Origin of the sequence: Streptomyces actinomycinicus (assembly GCF_016741775.1) — a bacterium.
Taxonomy (GTDB): Bacteria; Actinomycetota; Actinomycetes; order Streptomycetales; family Streptomycetaceae; genus Streptomyces; species Streptomyces actinomycinicus.
The window spans coordinates 70,503-90,109 of sequence record NZ_JAERRK010000028.1 but is presented as its reverse complement, the minus strand read 5'-3'; the positions used below and the strand labels follow the sequence as shown (position 1 = coordinate 90,109).

Genomic DNA, 19,607 nt, shown 5'->3' with positions numbered 1-19,607 from the left:
GGTACTGAAGCTCACAGGCTTCAGTTGAGCGACGGGTCGTCCGGATACGTGGCCACCATCGCCAGCTCGCTGCGCTGGCGGCGCAGCACCTCGCGCCAGAGCCGCTCCGGGGCCGGCGAGGACACGTCGCCCGGCTCGGACTCGACGACGTACCAGGCGCCTTCCACCAGCTCGTCCTCCAGCTGTCCGGGGCCCCAGCCGGCGTACCCGGCGAAGATTCTCAGCGAGCCGACGGCGGAGGCGAGCAGTTCCGGCGGGGCCTCCAGATCGACCAGGCCGATCGCGCCGTGCACCCGGCGCCAGCCGAGCGGGGCGCCGTCGCCGCTCGCCCCGCCCGGGATGACCGCGATGCCGAGCGCCGAGTCCAGCGACACCGGGCCGCCCTGGAAGACGACGCCGGGCTCGACGGCCAGCTCGGCCCAGCCTTCCAGGATGTCGCCCACGTCCACCGGGGTGGGGCGGTTGAGGACGACACCGAGGGAGCCCTCCTCGTCGTGGTCGAGGAGGAGCACCACCGCGCGGTCGAAGTTCGGGTCCGCCAGGGCGGGAGTGGCCACGAGCAGCCGCCCTGTGAGCGAGGACACCTCGGTCATGCCAGACATGATCCCGCATCTTTCCCCGGTGTGGGGAGCCAATCGGGGGCACGGGAGCGAGGACCGCCCTGTTCGGGCGCAGCGGCCCGTCAGGGCTCGTGCGGGGGCGGGCGCGGGGAACGGGCGGGCGCGCCGGAGGCGGGCCGTCGCGCCTCCGCGCGCCGGTGACCCCATGTGCCCGACGTGGAACGGTTCGTGTTGTGACACAGCTATGACGTGGCTGGGTGGTACTTGGGCTTACGGGCGGGGGGTACTCGGCGATTACCCTGTCTTCCCGGCCCCCGCGCTCAGTGATCGGCCGGACCCTGACCAACTCATCGGAACGCGAGATTCATGACCGTCAACGACGATGTCCTGCTTGTCCACGGCGGAACCCCGCTGGAGGGCGAGATCCGTGTCCGCGGTGCGAAGAACCTCGTGCCGAAGGCCATGGTCGCCGCCCTGCTGGGCAGCGAGCCGAGCCGACTGCGCAATGTTCCGGACATCCGTGACGTGCGGGTCGTGCGAGGCCTGCTCCAGCTGCACGGGGTGACGGTCCGTCCGGGCGACGAGCCCGGCGAACTGGTGATGGACCCGACGCGCGTCGAGAGCGCCAACGTGGCTGACATCGATGCCCACGCGGGTTCCAGCCGCATCCCGATCCTCTTCTGCGGCCCGCTGCTGCACCGCCTCGGGCACGCGTTCATCCCGGGCCTGGGCGGCTGCGACATCGGCGGCCGGCCCATCGACTTCCACTTCGACGTGCTGCGGCAGTTCGGCGCGACCATCGAGAAGCGGGCCGACGGGCAGTACCTGGAGGCGCCGAAGGGCCTGCGCGGTACGAAGATCCGCCTGCCGTACCCGTCCGTCGGCGCGACCGAGCAGGTGCTGCTGACGGCCGTACTGGCCGAGGGCGTCACGGAGTTGTCCAACGCGGCCGTGGAGCCGGAGATCGAGGACCTCATCTGCGTGCTGCAGAAGATGGGCGCGATCATCGCGATGGACACCGACCGCACGATCCGCATCACCGGTGTGGAGAAGCTCGGCGGTTACACCCACCGCGCCCTGTCGGACCGTCTGGAGGCCGCGTCCTGGGCGTCGGCCGCCCTCGCGACCAACGGCAACATCTACGTCCGGGGCGCCCAGCAGCGCTCCATGATGACGTTCCTGAACACCTACCGGAAGGTGGGCGGTGCCTTCGAGATCGACGACGAGGGCATCCGCTTCTGGCACCCCGGCGGCCAGCTGAAGTCCATCGCCCTGGAGACGGACGTCCACCCGGGCTTCCAGACCGACTGGCAGCAGCCCCTGGTGGTGGCCCTCACGCAGGCCACGGGCCTGTCCATCATCCACGAGACGGTGTACGAGTCCCGCCTGGGCTTCACCTCGGCCCTGAACCAGATGGGCGCGCACATCCAGCTGTACCGCGAGTGCCTGGGCGGCTCGGACTGCCGCTTCGGCCAGCGCAACTTCCTGCACTCCGCGGTCGTCTCCGGCCCGACCAAGCTCCAGGGCGCCGACCTGGTCATCCCCGACCTGCGCGGCGGCTTCTCGTACCTCATCGCGGCCCTGGCGGCCGAGGGCACCTCCCGGGTCCACGGCATCGACCTCATCAACCGCGGCTACGAGAACTTCATGGAGAAGCTCGTGGAACTCGGCGCGAAGGTCGAGCTGCCCGGCAAGGCGCTCGGCTAGGTACCGCGAACGGCAAAAGGGCGGCCCCCCTCGATGGAAGGGGGGCCGCCCTTTTGGCGTCTCCACTGCGTCGCGCCCCTGAAGGGGCGCGGGGAACCGCGTGGACAGCCACGGCGGACCCGCAGTCACCCACGGCGCTCACGTGGGCGGCGCTCGAAGCGGAGCGCTTTCGCTTACTTGCCCTTGGCGGCTTCCTTGAGCTTGCTGCCCGCGGTGACCTTCACGCTGAAGCCGGCCGGGATGTTGATGGGCTCGCCGGTCTGCGGGTTGCGCGCGGTGCGAGCGGCACGGTGGGTGCGCTCGAAGGTCAGGAAGCCGGGGATGGTGACCTTCTCGTCGCCCTTGGCGACGATCTCGCCGACGGTCTCGGCGAACGCGGCCAGCACGGCGTCGGCGTCCTTGCGGGTCACCTCGGCGCGGTCGGCCAGCGCGGCCACCAGCTCACTGCGGTTCATGTTGTTACTCCCGTGTTTTTCTTGCCGTTGGGGTGTGCCACGCGGCGGGGCCGCATAGTAGGCACTGCGATGCCGATGCGCTCGCGCCCCTTGGGGGTGCCCCCTGGACGTAGTCCCTGGGGGAGCATCCTGCCCCTACCTGCGGCGGGAAAGCCAATCCGGCACCCGTAGGAGTCGTGGGAACACCCTGGGGAGTCACACGAAAAGCGCCCGCTCGGCCGTCACCCTAGAGCGCGCCCGTCATCCGGTGGTTCCACGACGCGCCGGTGCAAGGGGCTGCCGTGGTGATCCTCACAGCCCCCGCACCGTTCGGCGCGTGAGGGGTCAGACGGTCGCGCCGGCGGCCTTCGCGGCCTCGCGGACCGCTCCGGCCACCGCGCCCGCGACCTTGTCGTTGAAGACGCTGGGGATGATGTAGTTCGGGTTCAGCTCGTCCTGGCTCACCACGTCGGCCAGGGCCTTTGCGGCGGCGAGCATCATCTCGGTGTTCACCGTGCGGGACTGGGCGTCCAGCAGGCCGCGGAAGACACCCGGGAAGACCAGCACGTTGTTGATCTGGTTCGGGAAGTCGGAGCGGCCGGTGGCCACGACGGCCGCCGTCTGGCGGGCGATCGCCGGCTCCACCTCGGGGTCGGGGTTCGCGAGCGCGAACACGATGGCGCCGTCGGCCATCGCGGCCACGTCGTCGCCGTCGAGCACGTTCGGGGCGGAGACGCCGATGAAGACGTCGGCGCCGCGGACGGCCTCCTTGAGGGTGCCGGTCAGGCCCTCGGGGTTGGTGTTGTCGGCGATCCAGCGCAGCGGCGAGTCGGCCGGGGCACCCACCAGGTCCTCGCGGCCCGCGTGGACGACACCGTGGATGTCGGCGACGACGGCGTTCTTCACGCCGGCCGCGAGCAGCAGCTTGAGGATGGCCGTACCGGCCGCGCCGGCGCCGGACATGACGACGCGGATGTTCTCGATGGCCTTGTCGGTGACGCGCAGGGCGTTGGTCAGGGCGGCGAGGACGACGATGGCGGTGCCGTGCTGGTCGTCGTGGAAGACGGGGATGTCGAGGGCCTCGCGCAGCCGGGCCTCGATCTCGAAGCAGCGCGGCGCGGAGATGTCCTCGAGGTTGATGCCGGCGAAGCCGGGGGCGATCGCCTTCACGATCTCGACGATCGCGTCGGTGTCCTGGGTGTCCAGGCAGAGCGGCCAGGCGTCGATGCCGGCGAAACGCTTGAAGAGGGCCGCCTTGCCCTCCATGACGGGCAGCGCGGCCTTCGGGCCGATGTTGCCGAGGCCCAGCACGGCGGAGCCGTCCGTCACGACCGCAACGGAGTTGCGCTTGATGGTGAGGCGGCGGGCGTCCTCGGGATTCTCGGCGATGGCCATGCAGACGCGGGCCACGCCGGGCGTGTAGACCATGGACAGGTCGTCACGGTTGCGGATGGGGTGCTTCGACGCCATCTCGATCTTGCCGCCGAGGTGCATGAGGAACGTACGGTCCGAGACCTTGCCCAGCGTGACGCCCTCGATGCCGCGCAGCTTCTCGACGATCTCCTCGGCGTGGGCCGTGGACGTGGCCGCGATGGTGACGTCGATGCGGAGCTTCTCGTGTCCGGACGCGGTGACGTCGAGACCCGTGACCGAGCCTCCGGAGGACTCCACGGCGTTGGTGAGCTGCGAGACGGCGGTTCCGCTCGCGGGCACCTCCAGCCGGATGGTCATCGAGTAGGAGACGCTGGGCGCCGTTGCCATGGCCGACTTCCTCTGCTTTCACCGTGTCGCGAGTTGTGCCGTCCGATCGTCGCACCTACCGATCAGTACGCGGTAGTCGCCCTGGATTGCGGACGTTTTGTTCACACGCGGTTCCCGCCAGGTGCGCGGTTTCGGAAAACCACTTCCACCATACGAGAAGTGATCAGACAAAATAAAGAGACCCACGTCACATCGGACGTGGGTCTCTTCAAGCTCAGTGACACCGACCCGCCATGCTCGCCTCGCGGCAAGTGGTCCCTCTGAGGGACGAAGGTTGGGCCCGGGGGCTTGGATCGGGCCGGTGCCACACCCAGGCTAACAAACGGATCCCCGACGGCCATTCCCACGCCCGGACTTCTTCGGGCGCTAGGGCCAGACCCCGCGTCCCCGGCAGGATCCGAAAGAGAGGCCCTAGTCCCGCAGCAGGTCCGGCACCCCGGCCGCGTCCGGCTCGTCCCGCTCCCCCGAGACGACCGTGAGCTGCTGCGTCGCGCGGGTCAGCGCCACGTAGAGCACGCGCAGGCCGGCCGGCGACTCGTCGGCGATCTCGGCGGGCGAGACGACGACCGTCGCGTCGTACTCCAGGCCCTTGGCCTCGAGGCTGCCGAGGGCCACGACCCGGTCGCCGAGCCCGGCCAGCCAGCGCCTGGCCTCCTCGCGCCGGTTCATCGCGACGACCACGCCGACCGTGCCGTCGACCAGGCCCAGCAGCCGCCCGGCCTCGGCGCGCACGGTCTGTCCCAGGGATTCCCGGACGGCCGTGTCCGGCCCGGCGCCCGTGCTCACGAACCGCGGCTCGACCCCGGTGGACCGGACGGCTCTGGGCGCCTCGGAGCCCGGCATGGCGAGGGCGAGCACCTTCGCGGCCAGCTCGGCGATCTCGGAGGGGTTGCGGTAGTTCACGGTCAGCTGGAAGCGGCGCCGGGGCCGGGTGCCCAGGGCCTCGTCACGGGCCTCGGCCGCCTCGTCCGGGTCGGACCAGGAGGACTGCGCCGGATCCCCGACGACCGTCCAGGTGGCGTGCCGGCCACGGCGGCCGACCATGCGCCACTGCATCGGCGTGAGGTCCTGTGCCTCGTCCACGATGACGTGCGCGTACTCGGTGCGCTCCTGGGCCAGCCGCTCGGCCCGCTCCCGCTGGGTCTCCTCGCGCACCGGCATCAGCTCCTCCAGGCCGGTGAGCTGGTCCAGCGGGTCCAGTTCGCGCTTCTTCCTGGGCCGGTGCGGCGCGCCGAGGATCGCCTGGAGTTCGTCGAGCACGGCGATGTCGTGCACGGAGTGGCCGTCCCGCTTCAGGGAGCGGGCGACCTTGCGGACCTCGCCGGGGTTGAGGATCCGCCGGGCCCAGCGGCCGAGCCGCTTCTCGTCCGCCATGGCGGCGAGCACGGCCTTCGGGGTCAGCTCGGGCCACCAGGCGTCGAGGAAGGTGATGAAGGCGTCCTCCGTGGTGACGTCCTCGTCGAAGGAGGCGCGCAGCTCGGCGGCCAGCTCGGGGTCGGCGTGCCGGGCGGCGGCCCCGGATCTGGCCCACAGGGCGTCCAGGAGCAGCCTGCGGGCACGCGGGCGGAGCAGGTTGACGGGGGCGGTGCCGCTCAGGGCGGTACGGCGGATGCGTTCCAGCTCGTCGGCCTCCAGTTCCAGGCGGCGGCCGAAGGCGACCACGCGGAGGCGGGCGGGCGGACCGGTGACCGGCCGCTGCTCGCCGTCCTCGTCCGGCGCGGCCCGGCCCGCCGGAGCCGCCGGTCCCAGCTCCAGGGCCCCCCGGGCGGCCTTGCGCAGCACCTTCAGCATCCGGTAGGAGCCCTTGGCGCGGGCCACGGCCGGGGAGTCGTACAGCGTGGCCTCCACGCCGTCGACCAGCGAGCCGATGGCGCGGATCGCGACCTGCCCCTCCTCGCCGAGCGAGGGCAGCACACCCTCGGTGTAGGCGACCAGCAGCGGGGTCGGCGAGACGATCAGGATGCCGCCCGCGTACCGGCGCCGGTCCTGGTACAGCAGGTAGGCGGCGCGGTGCAGGGCGACGGCGGTCTTGCCGGTGCCCGGACCGCCCTCGACGTAGGTGACCGAGGCGGCGGGGGCGCGGACGACCAGGTCCTGCTCGGCCTGGATGGAGGAGACGATGTCCCGCATGGTGTGGCTGCGGGCCTGGCCGAGGGCGGCCATGAGGGCGCCGTCGCCGATGACCGGCAGTTCCCGGCCGTCGAGCCTGGCCGTCAGCTCCGGCCGCATCAGGTCGTCCTCGACGCCGAGCACCCGGCGCCCCTTGGAGCGGATGACCCGGCGCCGCACCACCCGCCCCGGCTGCACGGGCGTGGCCCGGTAGAACGGTGCGGCGGCGGGCGCCCGCCAGTCGATCACCAGCGGCGCGTAGTCCTCGTCGAGGACGCCGATGCGGCCGATGTGCAGGGTCTCGGCGATGTCGGCGGTGCCGTCGTCCCGGACGGCGCCCTCGGCGGGCTCCACCGAGGTGTAGGCGCCGTCGGGGCCCTTCTTGCCGTCCTTGCCGAGCAGCAGGTCGATGCGCCCGAAGAGGAAGTCCTCGAACTCGTTGTTCAGCCGGTTCAGATGGATGCCGGCCCGGTAGACCTGGGCGTCCCGTTCGGCCAGCGCGCCGGGCGTGCCGACCTGGCCGCGCTTGGCCGCGTCGCTCAGCAGGAACTCGGCGTCGTGGATCTTCTCCTCGAGCCGCCGGTACACCCGGTCCAGGTGTTCCTGTTCGACGCTGATCTCTCGGTCACGGACGGAATCCTGTGCGTCGTGCACCGAGCCGACCGCGGACTGCTGAACCTGAGCGGCCACCGGGCCCCCTTCTGACGTGCTGGGCAGCCGTCAACCGTACGCGAAGGGGGCCGGGCGATGCTACGCGTCCACCTGCACCAGCTTCTTGCCCTCGAAGGTCACCACCTCGAAGTGGTCGATCTCGTTGGGCTGGAACGCGGCGGCCCCGCCGATGTACAGCGGATTCTTCGCGGTCTCGGTCTTGGCGTTCGGGATGCCGTATCCCCAGTCCGGGACGGACCACGAGGACATGGTCACGCGCTGCCCGTTCTTCGCCACCAGCACCAGGGAGCACTTCAGCGGTCCCTTGACGTTCTTCAGCTCCAGGACGGCCTGGGTGCCCCAGTCCTTCTGCGCCATGCCGACGGTGGCGCTGACGTGGGTCGACGCGTCCGTGGCCGACTTCTTGTCGCTCATGGTCTGGAACGTGGCCTGCGCCGGGGTGGCGGCGACCTGCTTGCCGTCGTCCGAGCCACCCCCGTTCACCGCCACCGCCGCCAGCGGTCCCGCGATGATCAGCGCGGCCGCCGCGGCGATCATGTAGAAGCTGCGCCGGCGCTTCTGGGCGCGCCGTTCGGCGACCTCGTCGACCAGCTTCTCGGCCAGCCGCGGACTCGGCTTCGCGGACAGCGACTCGCCGATCGCGGCGGTGCCGCCGGAGCCCGGCAGGTCCGCGAGGGCGGCCAGCATCGGTTCCATCCCGGCCAGCTCGTCGAGTTGCTGGGCACACCACTCGCAGCCGGCGAGGTGCGCCTCGAAAGCGGTTGCCTCGGCGTCGTCGAGGATCCCGAGGGCGTAGGCGCCGACGGTCTCGTGCTCGCTCGGCACCGAAGATCCCTGACTGGGGCTCATAGGACCAGACATACCCGGACCACCCGGTCCGAATCCCTGCATTCCCCCGTACCCGTTGCTCATCACGCCGTCACCCCCCGCTCCTCCAGTGCCAGCTTCATCGACCGCAGGGCGTAGAACACCCGGGAACGGACCGTGCCGCTCGGTATACCGAGCGTCTCGGCCGCCTCGTTGACGGTACGCCCCTTGAAGTACGTCTCGACGAGCACCTCCCGGTGGGCCGGGGTCAGGTCGTCGAGCGCGTCCGACAGCGTCATCAGCCACAGCGCCTTGTCGATCTCGTCCTCCGCGGGGATGACCTCCAGCGGCGACGGATCGACCTCCTGCGGCCGGGCCTGCCGGCTGCGGTGGCCGTCGATGACGATGCGGCGTGCGACCGTCACCAGCCAGGGGCGTACCGAACCGGTCGCCCGATTGAGCTGACCGGCGTTCTTCCAGGCACGGATGAGCGTTTCCTGTACGACGTCCTCGGCGCGCTGGCGGTCTCCCGCGACCAGCCGCAGGACATATGCGAGCAAGGGCCCCGCGTGCTCCCGGTAGAGGGCACGCATCAGCTCCTCGTCTGGTTCGGAGGGCTGTGATGAGGACATGCGATGTCGGGCCCTCGCTCCACGTTCATTGGCCACGGCCGCATCCTTGCGCACGCCCACCTCCGGTGTCCGGGGGTTCCCCCAGTCGGTCGCTCGCCCACCCGTACGGAACAGGGGGGCTTCGTGTTCAAACCGGAGTGACAGATTTCTCCGGGGTGATGTGACGAGCGGGACATGGGCGCACATTCCCACCGTGTGATCTTTACATTCCCGACACATCGCCGGAGGACCCGCGAACTACCCGTGTAGACACCAACAAAAACCCGGTGTAACCGAAATCACGTGCCTCGCGGGCCCCTCACGTCCCTTTCACGCGCGCGCGAGCGCCGCACGACGCCGGTGCCGGGCGACCCGCTCGCGGTTGCCGCACACCTCGCTGGAACACCAACGGCGGCGCCGCCCGCGGGAGGTGTCCAGGTACACGAGCGGGCAGTCGTCCCCCTCGCACTCCCGGACCGCGGCCCACGCCACGGGGTCGGTGAGCAGCTCCACCGCGTCCAGGGCGACGAGGGCGAGAAGGGCCGCGCACCCCGGCGGTTCGGCCAGCTCCCGCACCAGGGTGCCGTCCGCGCCCCGTACCGCGCGTGGGGCGGGCGGTGCGGTCCGGGCGGTCTCGTTGACCCGGGCGAGCGCGCACTCGTACGCGCCGGCGTCCACCGGGTGCGAGGTGCGCAGCAACTGGCCGACGTGCCCCCTCAGTTCCCGGAAGCCCACCAGCCAGGAGGCGTCGGCGTGGGCCAGCGGCGTGCCGGGCGGCACCAGCGCGGCGCCGGCGATCCAGGCGCACAACGGCCCGACGGCGTCGAGCCGTTCGGCCGGATGCGTGGTCGCGAGGAGATCCAGACAGATCCGCCCGGCGTCGAACCGCAGTTCGTACGGGGACGTGGCCGTACCCAGTGCCATGTGCCTGCCACCGCCTAGGACAGGGGAACCGTTCCGTCGCTTCCTCTCACAGTGCCCGCCCGCTCACGCCTGAGGAACCCCTCGTACCGCTCCCGGTGCGCGCCGCTCGCCGGCGCCCGCCCGGCTGGACGCCCGCGTATGGGTGTGCGCGCCTCGGCCATGGCCCGGGCGGGGCCGCCCGGATCGGCTGGAAGACATGACGCATTCGAGGGAGAACCGCACCGGCCGGACCGTCCTGGGGGCCGCGACGGTCCCCATGGGACTGATCGACGGGGCCTTCGTCCGGGCGGTGCTGTCGACGGTGGCCCTGGGCTGCCTGGCACGGGCGCTGCTGCTGGTGCGCCCGCCGGCGGTGCCCGGCGGGCCGCGGGCGGCCGGCTAACCGTCGGCGTACTTCGCGTCCGTGGCCGGGTCCAGCGCGAGCCGGTAGCCGCGCTTCACCACCGTCTGGATCAGCTTCGGGGCGCCGAGAGCCGTGCGCAGGCGGGCCATCGCCGTCTCCACGGCGTGTTCGTCGCGTCCCGCGCCGGGAAGGGCACGCAGCAGGTCGGCGCGGGCCACCACCCAGCCGGGGCGGCGGGCAAGGGTGCGCAGGAGGGACATGCCGGCCGGGGGGACCGGCTTCAGGTCACCGTCGACCAGCACCGCGTGGCCCCGGATCTCCACCCGGTGCCCGGCGACCGGCAAGGACCGGGAGCGGGCCGGGAGTTCCTGGCACAGGAGCTGGACCAGGGGGCCGAGGCGGAAGCGTTCCGGCTGGACGGTGTCCACCCCGCGGGCCTGCAACGGCAGCGCGGTGACCGGGCCGACGCAGGCCGGCAGGACGTCGTGGGTCAGGGCCGACAGCAACTCGTCCAGCAGTCCCCGCTCCTCCGCGCGGGACAGCAGGGACGCCGCGGCGGGGGCGCTGGTGAAGGTGACGGCGTCCAGGCCGCGGGTGACGGCCGCGTCCAGCAGACGGTCCAGGGGGCTGATGTCCTCCGGGGGCATCCAGCGGTAGACCGGCACGGGCACCACCTCCGCACCGGCGGCCCGCAGCGACTCCACGAACCCGGGCAGGGGCTCCCCGTGGAGCTGTACGGCGATGCGCCGGCCGTCGACGCCTTCCTCCAGGAGGCGGTCGAGCACCTCGGCCAGGGACTCCGAGGTGGGCGACCACTCCTCCGTGAGGCCGGCCGCCCGGATGGCGCCCTTGACCTTCGGGCCCCGGGCGAGCAGCCGTACCTCGCGCAGCCCGGCGAGCAGCTGCTCGCCGAGCCCCCAGCCGTCCGCGGCCTCGACCCAGCCCCGGAAGCCGATCGCCGTGGTGGCGACGACGTCGTCCGGCCCGTGGTCGATGATCTCCTTCGTGGCGGCGAGCAGTTCGCCGTCGTCGGCGAGCGGCACGATCCGCAGGGCGGGGGCGTGCAGGACCGCGGCACCGCGCCGCTGGAGCAGGACGCCCAACTCGTCGGCCCGGCGCGCGGCGGTGACGCCCACGGTGAACCCGGCGAGGGGTCCGTGCTCGGATTGCTGCTCTTCGTCGTACATGGGGGCTCTCCTAGCTGACCGGCACGCCGACCGAGCCTGTCAATCAAGCGTGACAGGTTCGGTTCGGCTCGATGTCACCGGTGTTACGTCACACCTCGGCATAGCTGAGCTGGTCCTTCTTCTCCGAGGCCGTCTCCGTGGCCGGTACGCGCGCGGCCGGGCGGCGAAGGTATACGGCCCAGGTGACCGCGAAGCACACACCGTAGAAGGCGAGGAAGGCGACGAACGCGCCGGTGCCGGAGCCGTAGGAGAGGAAGGACTGGCGGAAGGCGAGGTTGATGCCGACACCGCCGAGCGCGCCGACCGCGCCGATGAGCCCCATCGCGGCGCCGGACAGCCGCCGGCCGTAGCGGGCGGCCTCCTCGCCCGCCAGCCCCTCGGCGACCGCCTTGGCTTGGAAGATGCCGGGGATCATCTTGTACGTCGAGCCGTTGCCGAGCCCGCTGAGCACGAACAGGACGACGAAGACGGACACGAACAGCGGCAGCGACTTCCGCATCCCGGCCGCGATGAGGACGGCGGTGGCGGCGGCCATGCCGACGTAGTTCCACAGGGTGATGCGGGCGCCGCCGTAGCGGTCGGCGAGCCGGCCGCCGACGGGACGGATCAGGGAGCCCAGCAGCGGGCCGATGAACGTGAGGTACGCCGCCTGCAGCGGGGTCCGCCCGAACTGGTTGGTCAGCACCTGGCCGAAGGCGAAGCTGTAACCGATGAAGGAGCCGAAGGTGCCGACGTACAGGAAGGCCATGATCCAGGTGTGGGCGTCCTTCGCGGCGTCCTTGGCGGCGCCGGTGTCGTTGCGCACCGCGGCCAGGTTGTCCATGAACAGCGCGGCGAGCACGGCGGCCACGACGATCAGCGGGATGTAGATGCCGAGCAGCAGCCGCGGGCCGCCGTTCGCTCCGATGACGCCGAGCGCGACGAGCTGGATCACGGGCACGCCGATGTTGCCGCCGCCCGCGTTGAGGCCGAGCGCCCATCCCTTCTTCCTCAGCGGGAAGAAGGCGTTGATGTTGGTCATGGAGGAGGCGAAGTTGCCGCCGCCGACACCGGCCAGCAGGCCCACCAGGAGGAAGGTCGAGAAGGACGTACCCGGCTCCATCACCGCGAACGCGGCGACGGCCGGGACGAGCAGCAGACTCGCCGAGATGATCGTCCAGTTGCGCCCGCCGAAGAGGGCCACCGCGAACGTGTACGGCACCCGGACGACCGCACCGACCAGCGTGACCATGGAGGTCAGCAGGAACTTGTCGGCGGGGGTGAGGCCGTACTCCGGGCCCATGAACAGCACCAGCACGGACCACATGGTCCAGACGGAGAACCCGATGTGCTCGGAGAGCACGGAGAACCAGAGATTGCGGCGGGCGATCCGCTCGCCGGCCGCCGTCCAGAACCCTTCGTCCTCCGGATCCCAGTGCTCGATCCAGCGGCCACTGCGACGGGTTCGGGCTGGGACTGTCATCACGCCTCCACGGTGCTCCGGCTGCTCGGTCTGCCGACCACTGACAGAGCCCGAAGGTAGGAAGGGCGCGTTTCCGGCCCTGTGGCTGCGAGTGACCGGAAGGGAACGTTGCTCTCACTCGCACCCGGAACGGCCGGTGAGGCGGCCGGCCCGGACGACCCGGGCACGGAGCACACGGCAGCCCCCGGACGACCCGGGCACGGAGCACACGGCAGCCTCGGGAGGCCCCGCCCCGCCGGCCGGACCACGGGGTCTCGCCCGGCTGGCCGGACCACGGGGTCTCGCCCCGCCGGTCAGCCCACCGGGTCCTGCGCCGCCACCGGCTGCCGCCGCGCCGGTGCCTCCGGCGGCGCCGCCACCCCGCCCGTGCGGCGCAGCTTCTGCCAGCGCAGGCGGCCGCCGGTGAGGGCGGTGATCCAGGACTGGAGCAGCACGACGTACATCAGCTGCCGGTAGAGGAGCTGCTGGAGAGGGAGGGAGAGCAGCGGGGTCAGGGGTTCGCGGTCCAGGTGGAAGGCGTAGGCCGCGCAGATCGCCTGCACGGCCAGGACGGCGGACCAGGCCACGACCGTCTTCCCGGCCGGGCCGAAGACCAGGCCGTAGACGAGGAACAGGTCGATCAGCGGGGCCAGCAGCGGCGCGACGACCATGAAGAGCGCGACCAGGGGCAGCCCGACCCGGCCGAACCGGCCGGACGGGCCCCGCTCGAACAGGGCGCGGCGGTGCTTCCAGATGGCCTGCATGGTGCCGTAGGACCAGCGGTAGCGCTGGGACCACAGCTGCTGGACCGACTCCGGCGCCTCCGTCCAGGCGCGGGCCTTCTCGGCGTACACCACGCGCCAGCCGTCGCGGTGCAGGGCCATCGTGACGTCGGTGTCCTCGGCGAGCGTGTCGTCGCTCATGCCGCCGACGCGTTCCAGGGCGGACCTGCGGAACGCCCCGACCGCGCCGGGGATGGTCGGCATGCAGTCCAGGACGTCGTACATCCGGCGGTCGAGGTTGAAGCCCATCACGTACTCGATGTGCTGCCAGGCGCCGATGAGCCGGTTCTTGTTGCCCACCTTGGCGTTCCCGGCGACGGCGCCGACGCGGGGGTCGGCGAAGGGCTGGACGAGTTCGCGGACGGTGGCCGGTTCGAAGACGGTGTCGCCGTCCATCATCACGACCAGGTCGTACCGGGCGTTCGCGAGGCCCCGGTTGAGGGCGGCCGGCTTGCCCGCGTTCTCCTGGCGGATCACCCGGACACCGGGCAGGTCCAGCGCCTCGACGAGCTGCGCCGTGCCGTCCGCGGAACCATCGTCGACGACGAGGACCTCGATCGGATGATCGCTGCGCATCAGCGAACGGACCGTGTTCTCGATGCACTTGGCCTCGTTGTACGCCGGCACCAGCACCGACACCGGTTCGGTGACCGGCCGTTCGCCCCAGCGGAAGTCACTGCGCCGGGTGCGGCGGGCGTGCGAGCCGGACAGCAGCAGCATCAGGCCGAAGCGGGCGAGGACCAGGCAGCCCACGGCGGCGAGACCGGCGACGAGGACGGTGGTGGCGTTGTCGGACGCCTTCACCAGGAACACCCAGGCCTTCCCCTTCCACAGGTCCAGGCCCGTGACCGGGGTGTCCGCGCTCGGTGCCCGCAGCGCGCCGGTGAGGGTCCGGAAGGTGTAGCCCTGCTGCTGGAGCCGGGGCAGCAGCGTGTCCAGCGCCTGGACGGTCTGGTGCCGGTCGCCGCCCGAGTCGTGCATGAGGACGACCGCGCCCCGGCCGCCGTGGGGCGTGGCCCTGCGGATGATCTCCGCGACGCCGGGCCTGCGCCAGTCCTCGCTGTCGGTGTCGTCGACGACGGTGAGATAGCCCCGGCTGCCGACGTACCGGGTGACCGGCCACGACCGGTTGTCGATGGCGTTCGCGGAGGAGGAGTACGGCGGCCGGAACAGCGAGCTGCGGATACCGGCCGCGCCGGCGAGCGCCAGCTGGTTCTGGGACAGCTCCCAGTCGATGCGCTTCGTGGAGTGGTACGACAGGTCGGGGTGGCCGAAGGTGTGCAGACCGACCTCGTGTCCCTCGGCGACCATGCGCCGGACCAGCTCCGGGTGGCGGGAGGTCATGGCCCCGGTGACGAAGAAGACCGCGTGCGCGTGGTGCTCCTTCAGCACGTCGAGCACCTTCGGGGTCCACTCCGGGTCGGGCCCGTCGTCGAAGGTGAGGACGATGCGGTGGTCGGGTATGCGCAGGCTGCCGCTGCGGCCGTGGCGGGTGTCGATGACCGGCCCGCCGTCCAGGATCCGCCGCGGCACCTCGTCGTCGGCCGCCGCGGGCCGGATGCGGTGGTCCGCGAGTATCTCGTTGTGCACATAGCCGCGCAGCATGAGCATCGCCAGGGTCGCGCCCAGCACCAGCAGGGGCAGCAGGTAGCGCAGCGGCAGCCGGGGGCGGCGGGGACGTGTGGCCATCGGAGTGTGTCTCTACGTGGTGAGAACGTGGTCAGAGCGGGAGCTTGGGGTGCGGGTGCCGGGTGCGGCCGGGCGGGGTGTGGGTACGGCCCGGCGTGGACGGCGAGGGCGCCGGCGCGGTGGCGGTGGCGGTGCCGGTGGCGGACGGGTCCGGGGTGACGTCGGTGGACGGCGCCGCCGGGGACGGGGAGTCCGTGCCGCCGTCGGCGGTGCCGGGCGCGGAGGGGGTACCGGCGGCCGGCTCCCCGGAGGCCGAGGTACGCGCACCGGGGCCGGTGGACGATCCGCTGCCGGGCACGGCGATGCCGGTAGCCGCGGCGCCCACGGCCGGCCCGGGTACCGCACCGGTTCCCGGCGGGGCCGGGGCGTCGGTGGCACCGGGCCGCGGCGAGGCGTCCGCCCGGCCGGCCGGCTTGCCCTCGTGCTGGCCCGGCACCGGCAGCCAGGGCGCGGCGGAGTTGCCCGACAGCAGGGTGGCGACGATGACGGCGGCGTAACCGGCGCAGGCGACGCCGACCCCCAGGCCGAGACGCCGGAAGCGCCGGCTGCGACGCCCGGTCTCGTCCACGAAGACGGGCGCCTCGGACCCCCGCGAACCGCCTGCGTTCCCCACACCGCCGGAGCCGATCCGGACGCCGTCCAGCTCGACGGTCATACCGTGCGGACCGGCGCAAGAGCCGACGGATCCAGCGGCCTCGGCGGACTCAGCGGCGTCCCCCACCCCACCGGCCTCGACCGGGGCGAGAGTCTGGGTGCTCTCGGCGGCCCTGGTGGACCCGCCAGGCCCGGCGGCCTCTGCAGGCTCGGTGGGCTCGGTGGGCTCGGTGGGCTCGGTGGGCTCGGTGGGCTCGGTGGGCTCGGTGGGCTCCGAGGGTTCATCCGGCTCGGTGGCGGTGGGCTCCGCATCCGCGGCCGGACGTACTCGTTCGTCGGCCTCGGCACGCGGCTGGATTTGCTTGGCGGATGCCTCTTCCGGCCCTGCCGGTTGGGCGTCTTCTGGCCACTTCTTCACGCGCGCACATCCCCCCACGGGACAGTTCAGGGCGCGTTCAGGATCGCGGGCGCCCGTCATCCGATCCAGGCCCCCACCCGGTCCGAGCGCCCCCTTCCCCACCTGCGCCCGAGCCATGAATGTAGCGCACGCCCAGAGCTGCCCGGCCCCGGGCCGTCAATGGCCGCCGTTCATCACGGCCTCGTCCATGGCCGGAATCCATCCATCGGCGGGGCGCCGCAACCAGCCCTCCGCCCGGGCGATCGCGGCCACCGCCTCCCGCAGCGCGGTCAGTCCGGGATGAACCAGCCCTTTCCGCCACACCAGGGAGACCGGCGACAGCGGGACGGGATCGACGAGGGGACGGCGCACCGTGCCGGGCAGGGCCGGGAAGTCCACCACCGCCAGCACCGGGTTCCGGGTCTTCGCCATGATGCGGCCGAACTCCTCGTCCCCGACGGCCAGCGGAAGCGGCGGGGCCGGCCGGACGCCCCGGCCCTCGAAGAGCCGCAGGGCCAGGTCGGTCCACTCCCGCGTGCGCGGATTCCCGGCACCGGCGTACACCGCTTCCCCGGCCAGCGCGGCCAGCGGAACCTCCGGCAGCGCGGTCAGCGGATGCTCCTCGGGCAGGACGACGGTCATCGGCTCGTACCGCACCGGCTGCTGCTCCAGGCCGGCCCGGAGCGCCGGGTCGAGGCCCGCGAAGCGGCCGAAGGAGACGTCCAGGCGACCGGCCAGCAACTCGGCCGCGGCTCCGGTCAGGCCACTCTCGTAGCGGGCCATCAGTTCGCAGTCGGGGGCGAGTTCGCGGGCCCGGTGCAGCACCCGGCGGCCGGTGGCCAGGCCCGGCGAGTTGAGGTCGACCAGCAGTGGGCGGGCCTGGCCGGGGGCGAACGCGGCGAGCAGTTCGTCCTGGGCGGCGAGGATCCGGCGCGCGTACGGCAGCAGCCGTTCACCGTCCGGGGTCAGCGTGACCTGCCGGGTGGTCCGCACGAACAGCTCGGCACCCAGCTCCCGTTCCAGGCGCCGTACGTCCCTGCTGAGCGCCTGCTGGGCGACGTACAGGCGGGCCGCGGCCCGGGTGAAGTGCAGTTCCTCGGCGACGGCGATGAAGGCGCGCAGCAGGCGCGGATCCAGGTGGGCGGGAGCGGGCATGACGGTGAACCTACAACGTGGATGCGGACGTACTGACAACACAGGTGCGTGAATCGGCCCTCCACAGGTGTTGGACCCGTTGATCCACTCCGGGCGACCGTTGACCCATGCCGCAACAGACCCTTCAGGACGACCGCGTCCACAAGAAGACCCGCATAGCCGGGGAGGGACGCCGACTCGACGGATACCGGCGCCTCTTCGCCCTTCCGGGCACCCGTGCCTTCACCGTCGGCAACCTGCTCGCCCGCCTGCCCATCGGCATGTTCGGCGTGAGCGCGGTCGTGATGATCGCCGGCTCACGGGGCTCGTACGCCCTCGCCGGTGCCGTCACCGCGACCGGGCTCGCGGCGACCGCGCTGGCCGGCCCGTTCGTCGCGCGGCTCGTCGACCGGCACGGGCAGGCCCGGGTCGCGGTGCCGGCCACGGTCGTCTCCGTGCTCGGCAGCCTCGCCCTGCTGCTGTGCGTCCGCTTCGACGCCCCGGACTGGACGCTGTTCGCCGCCTACGCCGGCACCGCGGCCACCCCGAACATCGGCGGCCTGTCCCGCGCCCGCTGGGCCCATCTGCTGCGCGACGACCCGGACGCGCTGCACACCGCGAACTCCTTCGAGCAGGCCGCCGACGAACTGTGCTTCATGCTCGGACCGGTGCTCGCGTCCTTCCTGACCGGCAGCTTCTTCCCGGAGGCCGGGACGCTCGTGGGCGCGGTGCTGCTGCTCGCCGGCATGCTGCTGTTCACCGCCCGGCGGGCGACCGAGCCGCCCACCCGGTCACGTTCGCGGGGGCCGTCGCCGCTGCGCAGCCCCGGCATCCTGCCGCTGCTGGCCTGCTTCACGGCCACCGGTGCGGTGTTCGGTGCGATGGAGGTCGCCACGATCGCCCATGCCGACGCGCAGGGGCATCGCGCGGCGGCCGGTGCCGTGCTCGCGCTGCAGGCGGCGGGCTCGTGCGCGGCGGGTCTGGCGTACGGGGCGCTGAAGCCGGCCCGGCCACGGCTCACCCGGTGCCTGGCGGCCATGGCCGCCTTGATGGTCCTGCCCTGGGCCGCGGCGGCCGTGGGCTCGCTGGTGGTGCTCGCCGGTGCGCTGCTGGTCGCGGGGATGGCGACCGCGCCCACCATGGTCACGGCGATGACGGTGGTGCAGCGGCGCACGCCGGCCGACCGGCTCAACGAGGGCATGAGCCTGGTCGTGACCGGGCTGCTCACCGGGATCGCCTGCGGCTCCGCGGCGGGCGGCTGGGCGGCGGAACACCTCTCCCCCGTCACCGCCTACGCCGTACCGGCCGCGGCGGCGGCTCTGGCGCTGGTCATCAGCGCGGCCGACGCCGCACAGGGCATGACAGCCGACACCGCACAGGCATGACAAAGGCCCCGCCGCTCGAAGCGACGGGGCCCGTGCCCACATGGGGTAAGTGGAGATGGCGGGAATCGAACCCGCGTCCAACGGTGCGGAATCAGGGCTTCTCCGTGTGCAGTCCGCTGTGCTTTTCTCAGCCCCGGCGATCACGCGAACAAGTCGCCGACGGGCTCAGTCACTGTTTGATTTCCCTCTTCACCCCGTGACCGGGATCAAGGTTTAGTTCCCTAGCTGATGCCAGGATCCGGGTCGGGAACAGCCCCGGGCTGACACTTCGCAAGTCGCTACTTAGGCAGCGAGGGCGAAGGAATCGCGCTTGGTGTTGGCGATTATTTGTTGCGACATATGGTTTACGAGATCATTGCCGCTTCCTCGACACGCTTCCCCTGCTTCGACAGCCGCTGTCGAAACCGATCATCCCCATGTTTTATTAACAACGGTCCCCTCCGGGGAGGGTGTGCACCCGCTGTGGAGTGCAGTGCCATCGTACGTGACCAACGCGCACCGGTGCCAGCTTATTCCCGGCGGCCCGGTCAGGCGCCGCGCTGCCTGCGCTTGGCCGCGGCGATCGCACGGTCCGACTCGCGCCGGTCCTGCTTCTCCCGCAGGGTCTGCCGCTTGTCGTACTCCTTCTTGCCCCGGGCGAGGGCGATCTCCGCCTTGGCCCGGCCGTCCTTGAAGTACACGGCGAGGGGCACGATCGTGTGACCGGTCTCCTGAGCCTTGGACTCCAGCTTGTCGATCTCCTCGCGGTGCAGGAGCAGCTTGCGCTTGCGGCGCGCGGAGTGGTTGGTCCAGCTGCCCTGGTGATACTCGGGGATGTGGGCGTTGTGCAGCCACGCCTCGCCCCGGTCGATCTGGACGAAGCCGTCGGTCAGCGAGCTGCGCCCCTCGCGCAGCGACTTGACCTCGGTGCCGGTGAGGACGAGCCCGGCCTCGTAGGTGTCGATGATCGCGTAGTCGTGGCGGGCCTTCTTGTTCTGGGCGACGATCTTGCGCTTGCCGCCCTTCTCGCCGTCCCTCGCCTTCGCGGCGGCCCCGCCCTGCTTGGGCTGGGACTCCTTCGGTACGTACAT

16 protein-coding genes and 1 other RNA gene are annotated in these 19,607 nt (G+C 71.9%); 3 read left to right on the top strand and 14 right to left on the bottom strand.

Annotation, left to right across the window (positions count from 1 at the left end; all coding sequences use genetic code 11):
• Positions 1-20: 20 nt before the first annotated feature.
• Complete coding sequence (locus JK359_RS35190) at positions 21-593, bottom strand: YqgE/AlgH family protein (protein WP_201843700.1); 573 nt, start codon at positions 591-593, stop codon at positions 21-23.
• A 333-nt stretch (positions 594-926) separates the two neighbouring features.
• On the opposite strand from JK359_RS35190, the gene murA reads away from it, so the two are divergent.
• Complete coding sequence (murA, locus tag JK359_RS35185) at positions 927-2,267, top strand: UDP-N-acetylglucosamine 1-carboxyvinyltransferase (RefSeq protein ID WP_201843699.1); 1,341 nt, start codon at positions 927-929, stop codon at positions 2,265-2,267.
• Between the two features lie 173 nt (positions 2,268-2,440).
• On the opposite strand, the gene JK359_RS35180 is transcribed toward murA, so the two are convergent.
• The 6 genes from JK359_RS35180 to JK359_RS35155 form a co-directional block, all read right to left on the bottom strand.
• The gene (locus JK359_RS35180; protein ID WP_014673024.1) at positions 2,441-2,722 is read right to left on the bottom strand and encodes an HU family DNA-binding protein; all 282 of its coding nucleotides are present in this window, start codon (positions 2,720-2,722) and stop codon (positions 2,441-2,443) included.
• A 324-nt stretch (positions 2,723-3,046) separates the two neighbouring features.
• Entirely contained in the window at positions 3,047-4,462 is a 1,416-nt protein-coding gene (locus JK359_RS35175; RefSeq protein ID WP_201843698.1) for an NAD-dependent malic enzyme, read from the bottom strand.
• Between the two features lie 411 nt (positions 4,463-4,873).
• Positions 4,874-7,261, bottom strand: a complete 2,388-nt coding sequence (locus JK359_RS35170) for a HelD family protein (protein WP_201843697.1) — start codon at positions 7,259-7,261, stop codon at positions 4,874-4,876.
• A gap of 60 nt (positions 7,262-7,321) precedes the next feature.
• On the bottom strand, positions 7,322-8,104 hold the full coding sequence (locus JK359_RS35165) for an anti-sigma factor family protein (RefSeq protein ID WP_307788424.1): 783 nt from the start codon (positions 8,102-8,104) through the stop codon (positions 7,322-7,324).
• Positions 8,105-8,154: 50 nt separating this feature from the next.
• Positions 8,155-8,742 carry a sigma-70 family RNA polymerase sigma factor gene (locus tag JK359_RS35160; RefSeq protein WP_030348495.1) on the bottom strand — a complete coding sequence of 196 codons (588 nt, stop codon included), beginning with the start codon at positions 8,740-8,742 and terminating at the stop codon, positions 8,155-8,157.
• Positions 8,743-8,991: 249 nt separating this feature from the next.
• Complete coding sequence (locus JK359_RS35155) at positions 8,992-9,585, bottom strand: CGNR zinc finger domain-containing protein (protein WP_201843695.1); 594 nt, start codon at positions 9,583-9,585, stop codon at positions 8,992-8,994.
• Between the two features lie 196 nt (positions 9,586-9,781).
• Here JK359_RS35155 and JK359_RS35150 point away from each other — a divergent pair, with 196 nt between their 5' ends.
• Complete coding sequence (locus JK359_RS35150) at positions 9,782-9,967, top strand: hypothetical protein (RefSeq protein ID WP_201843694.1); 186 nt, start codon at positions 9,782-9,784, stop codon at positions 9,965-9,967.
• Here the strand turns inward: JK359_RS35150 and JK359_RS35145 are convergent.
• The 5 genes from JK359_RS35145 to JK359_RS35125 form a co-directional block, all read right to left on the bottom strand.
• Positions 9,964-11,115 (bottom strand): uroporphyrinogen-III synthase, encoded by a 1,152-nt coding sequence (locus JK359_RS35145; RefSeq protein WP_201843693.1) that lies wholly within the window; start codon positions 11,113-11,115, stop codon positions 9,964-9,966. The genes JK359_RS35150 and JK359_RS35145 overlap by 4 nt on opposite strands.
• Positions 11,116-11,203: 88 nt before the next feature.
• A complete protein-coding gene (locus tag JK359_RS35140) occupies positions 11,204-12,577 on the bottom strand; it encodes a nitrate/nitrite transporter (protein WP_201843692.1) in 1,374 nt (457 codons plus the stop codon).
• Positions 12,578-12,870: 293 nt separating this feature from the next.
• Positions 12,871-15,027: a bifunctional polysaccharide deacetylase/glycosyltransferase family 2 protein gene (locus JK359_RS35135; protein WP_201843691.1), complete on the bottom strand. Its 2,157-nt coding sequence runs from the start codon at positions 15,025-15,027 to the stop codon at positions 12,871-12,873.
• 31 nt (positions 15,028-15,058) lie between these two features.
• Entirely contained in the window at positions 15,059-16,039 is a 981-nt protein-coding gene (locus JK359_RS35130; protein ID WP_201843690.1) for a hypothetical protein, read from the bottom strand.
• Positions 16,040-16,195: 156 nt separating this feature from the next.
• Positions 16,196-17,173, bottom strand: a complete 978-nt coding sequence (locus JK359_RS35125; protein WP_201843689.1) for a LysR family transcriptional regulator — start codon at positions 17,171-17,173, stop codon at positions 16,196-16,198.
• 107 nt (positions 17,174-17,280) lie between these two features.
• On the opposite strand from JK359_RS35125, the gene JK359_RS35120 reads away from it, so the two are divergent.
• The gene (locus tag JK359_RS35120; RefSeq protein ID WP_201843688.1) at positions 17,281-18,537 is read left to right on the top strand and encodes an MFS transporter; all 1,257 of its coding nucleotides are present in this window, start codon (positions 17,281-17,283) and stop codon (positions 18,535-18,537) included.
• A gap of 47 nt (positions 18,538-18,584) precedes the next feature.
• Here JK359_RS35120 and ssrA read toward each other — a convergent pair.
• Positions 18,585-18,953: a transfer-messenger RNA gene (ssrA, locus tag JK359_RS35115) on the bottom strand.
• Positions 18,954-19,064: 111 nt separating this feature from the next.
• Positions 19,065-19,607 carry an SsrA-binding protein SmpB gene (gene smpB, locus JK359_RS35110; RefSeq protein WP_236678942.1) on the bottom strand — a complete coding sequence of 181 codons (543 nt, stop codon included), beginning with the start codon at positions 19,605-19,607 and terminating at the stop codon, positions 19,065-19,067.

What these genes read in the sequence shown, in the direction of transcription:
- JK359_RS35190 (WP_201843700.1), bottom strand. Translation starts at nt 593, where the DNA reads ATGACCGAGGTGTCCTCGCTCACAGGGCGGCTGCTCGTGGCCACTCCC.
- murA (WP_201843699.1), top strand. Translation starts at nt 927, where the DNA reads ATGACCGTCAACGACGATGTCCTGCTTGTCCACGGCGGAACCCCGCTG.
- JK359_RS35180 (WP_014673024.1), bottom strand. Translation starts at nt 2,722, where the DNA reads ATGAACCGCAGTGAGCTGGTGGCCGCGCTGGCCGACCGCGCCGAGGTG.
- JK359_RS35175 (WP_201843698.1), bottom strand. Translation starts at nt 4,462, where the DNA reads ATGGCAACGGCGCCCAGCGTCTCCTACTCGATGACCATCCGGCTGGAG.
- JK359_RS35165 (WP_307788424.1), bottom strand. Translation starts at nt 8,104, where the DNA reads ATGTCTGGTCCTATGAGCCCCAGTCAGGGATCTTCGGTGCCGAGCGAG.
- JK359_RS35155 (WP_201843695.1), bottom strand. Translation starts at nt 9,585, where the DNA reads ATGGCACTGGGTACGGCCACGTCCCCGTACGAACTGCGGTTCGACGCC.
- JK359_RS35150 (WP_201843694.1), top strand. Translation starts at nt 9,782, where the DNA reads ATGACGCATTCGAGGGAGAACCGCACCGGCCGGACCGTCCTGGGGGCC.
- JK359_RS35145 (WP_201843693.1), bottom strand. Translation starts at nt 11,115, where the DNA reads ATGTACGACGAAGAGCAGCAATCCGAGCACGGACCCCTCGCCGGGTTC.
- JK359_RS35140 (WP_201843692.1), bottom strand. Translation starts at nt 12,577, where the DNA reads ATGACAGTCCCAGCCCGAACCCGTCGCAGTGGCCGCTGGATCGAGCAC.
- JK359_RS35135 (WP_201843691.1), bottom strand. Translation starts at nt 15,027, where the DNA reads ATGGCCACACGTCCCCGCCGCCCCCGGCTGCCGCTGCGCTACCTGCTG.
- JK359_RS35125 (WP_201843689.1), bottom strand. Translation starts at nt 17,173, where the DNA reads ATGCCCGCTCCCGCCCACCTGGATCCGCGCCTGCTGCGCGCCTTCATC.
- JK359_RS35120 (WP_201843688.1), top strand. Translation starts at nt 17,281, where the DNA reads ATGCCGCAACAGACCCTTCAGGACGACCGCGTCCACAAGAAGACCCGC.
- smpB (WP_236678942.1), bottom strand. Translation starts at nt 19,607, where the DNA reads ATGTACGTACCGAAGGAGTCCCAGCCCAAGCAGGGCGGGGCCGCCGCG.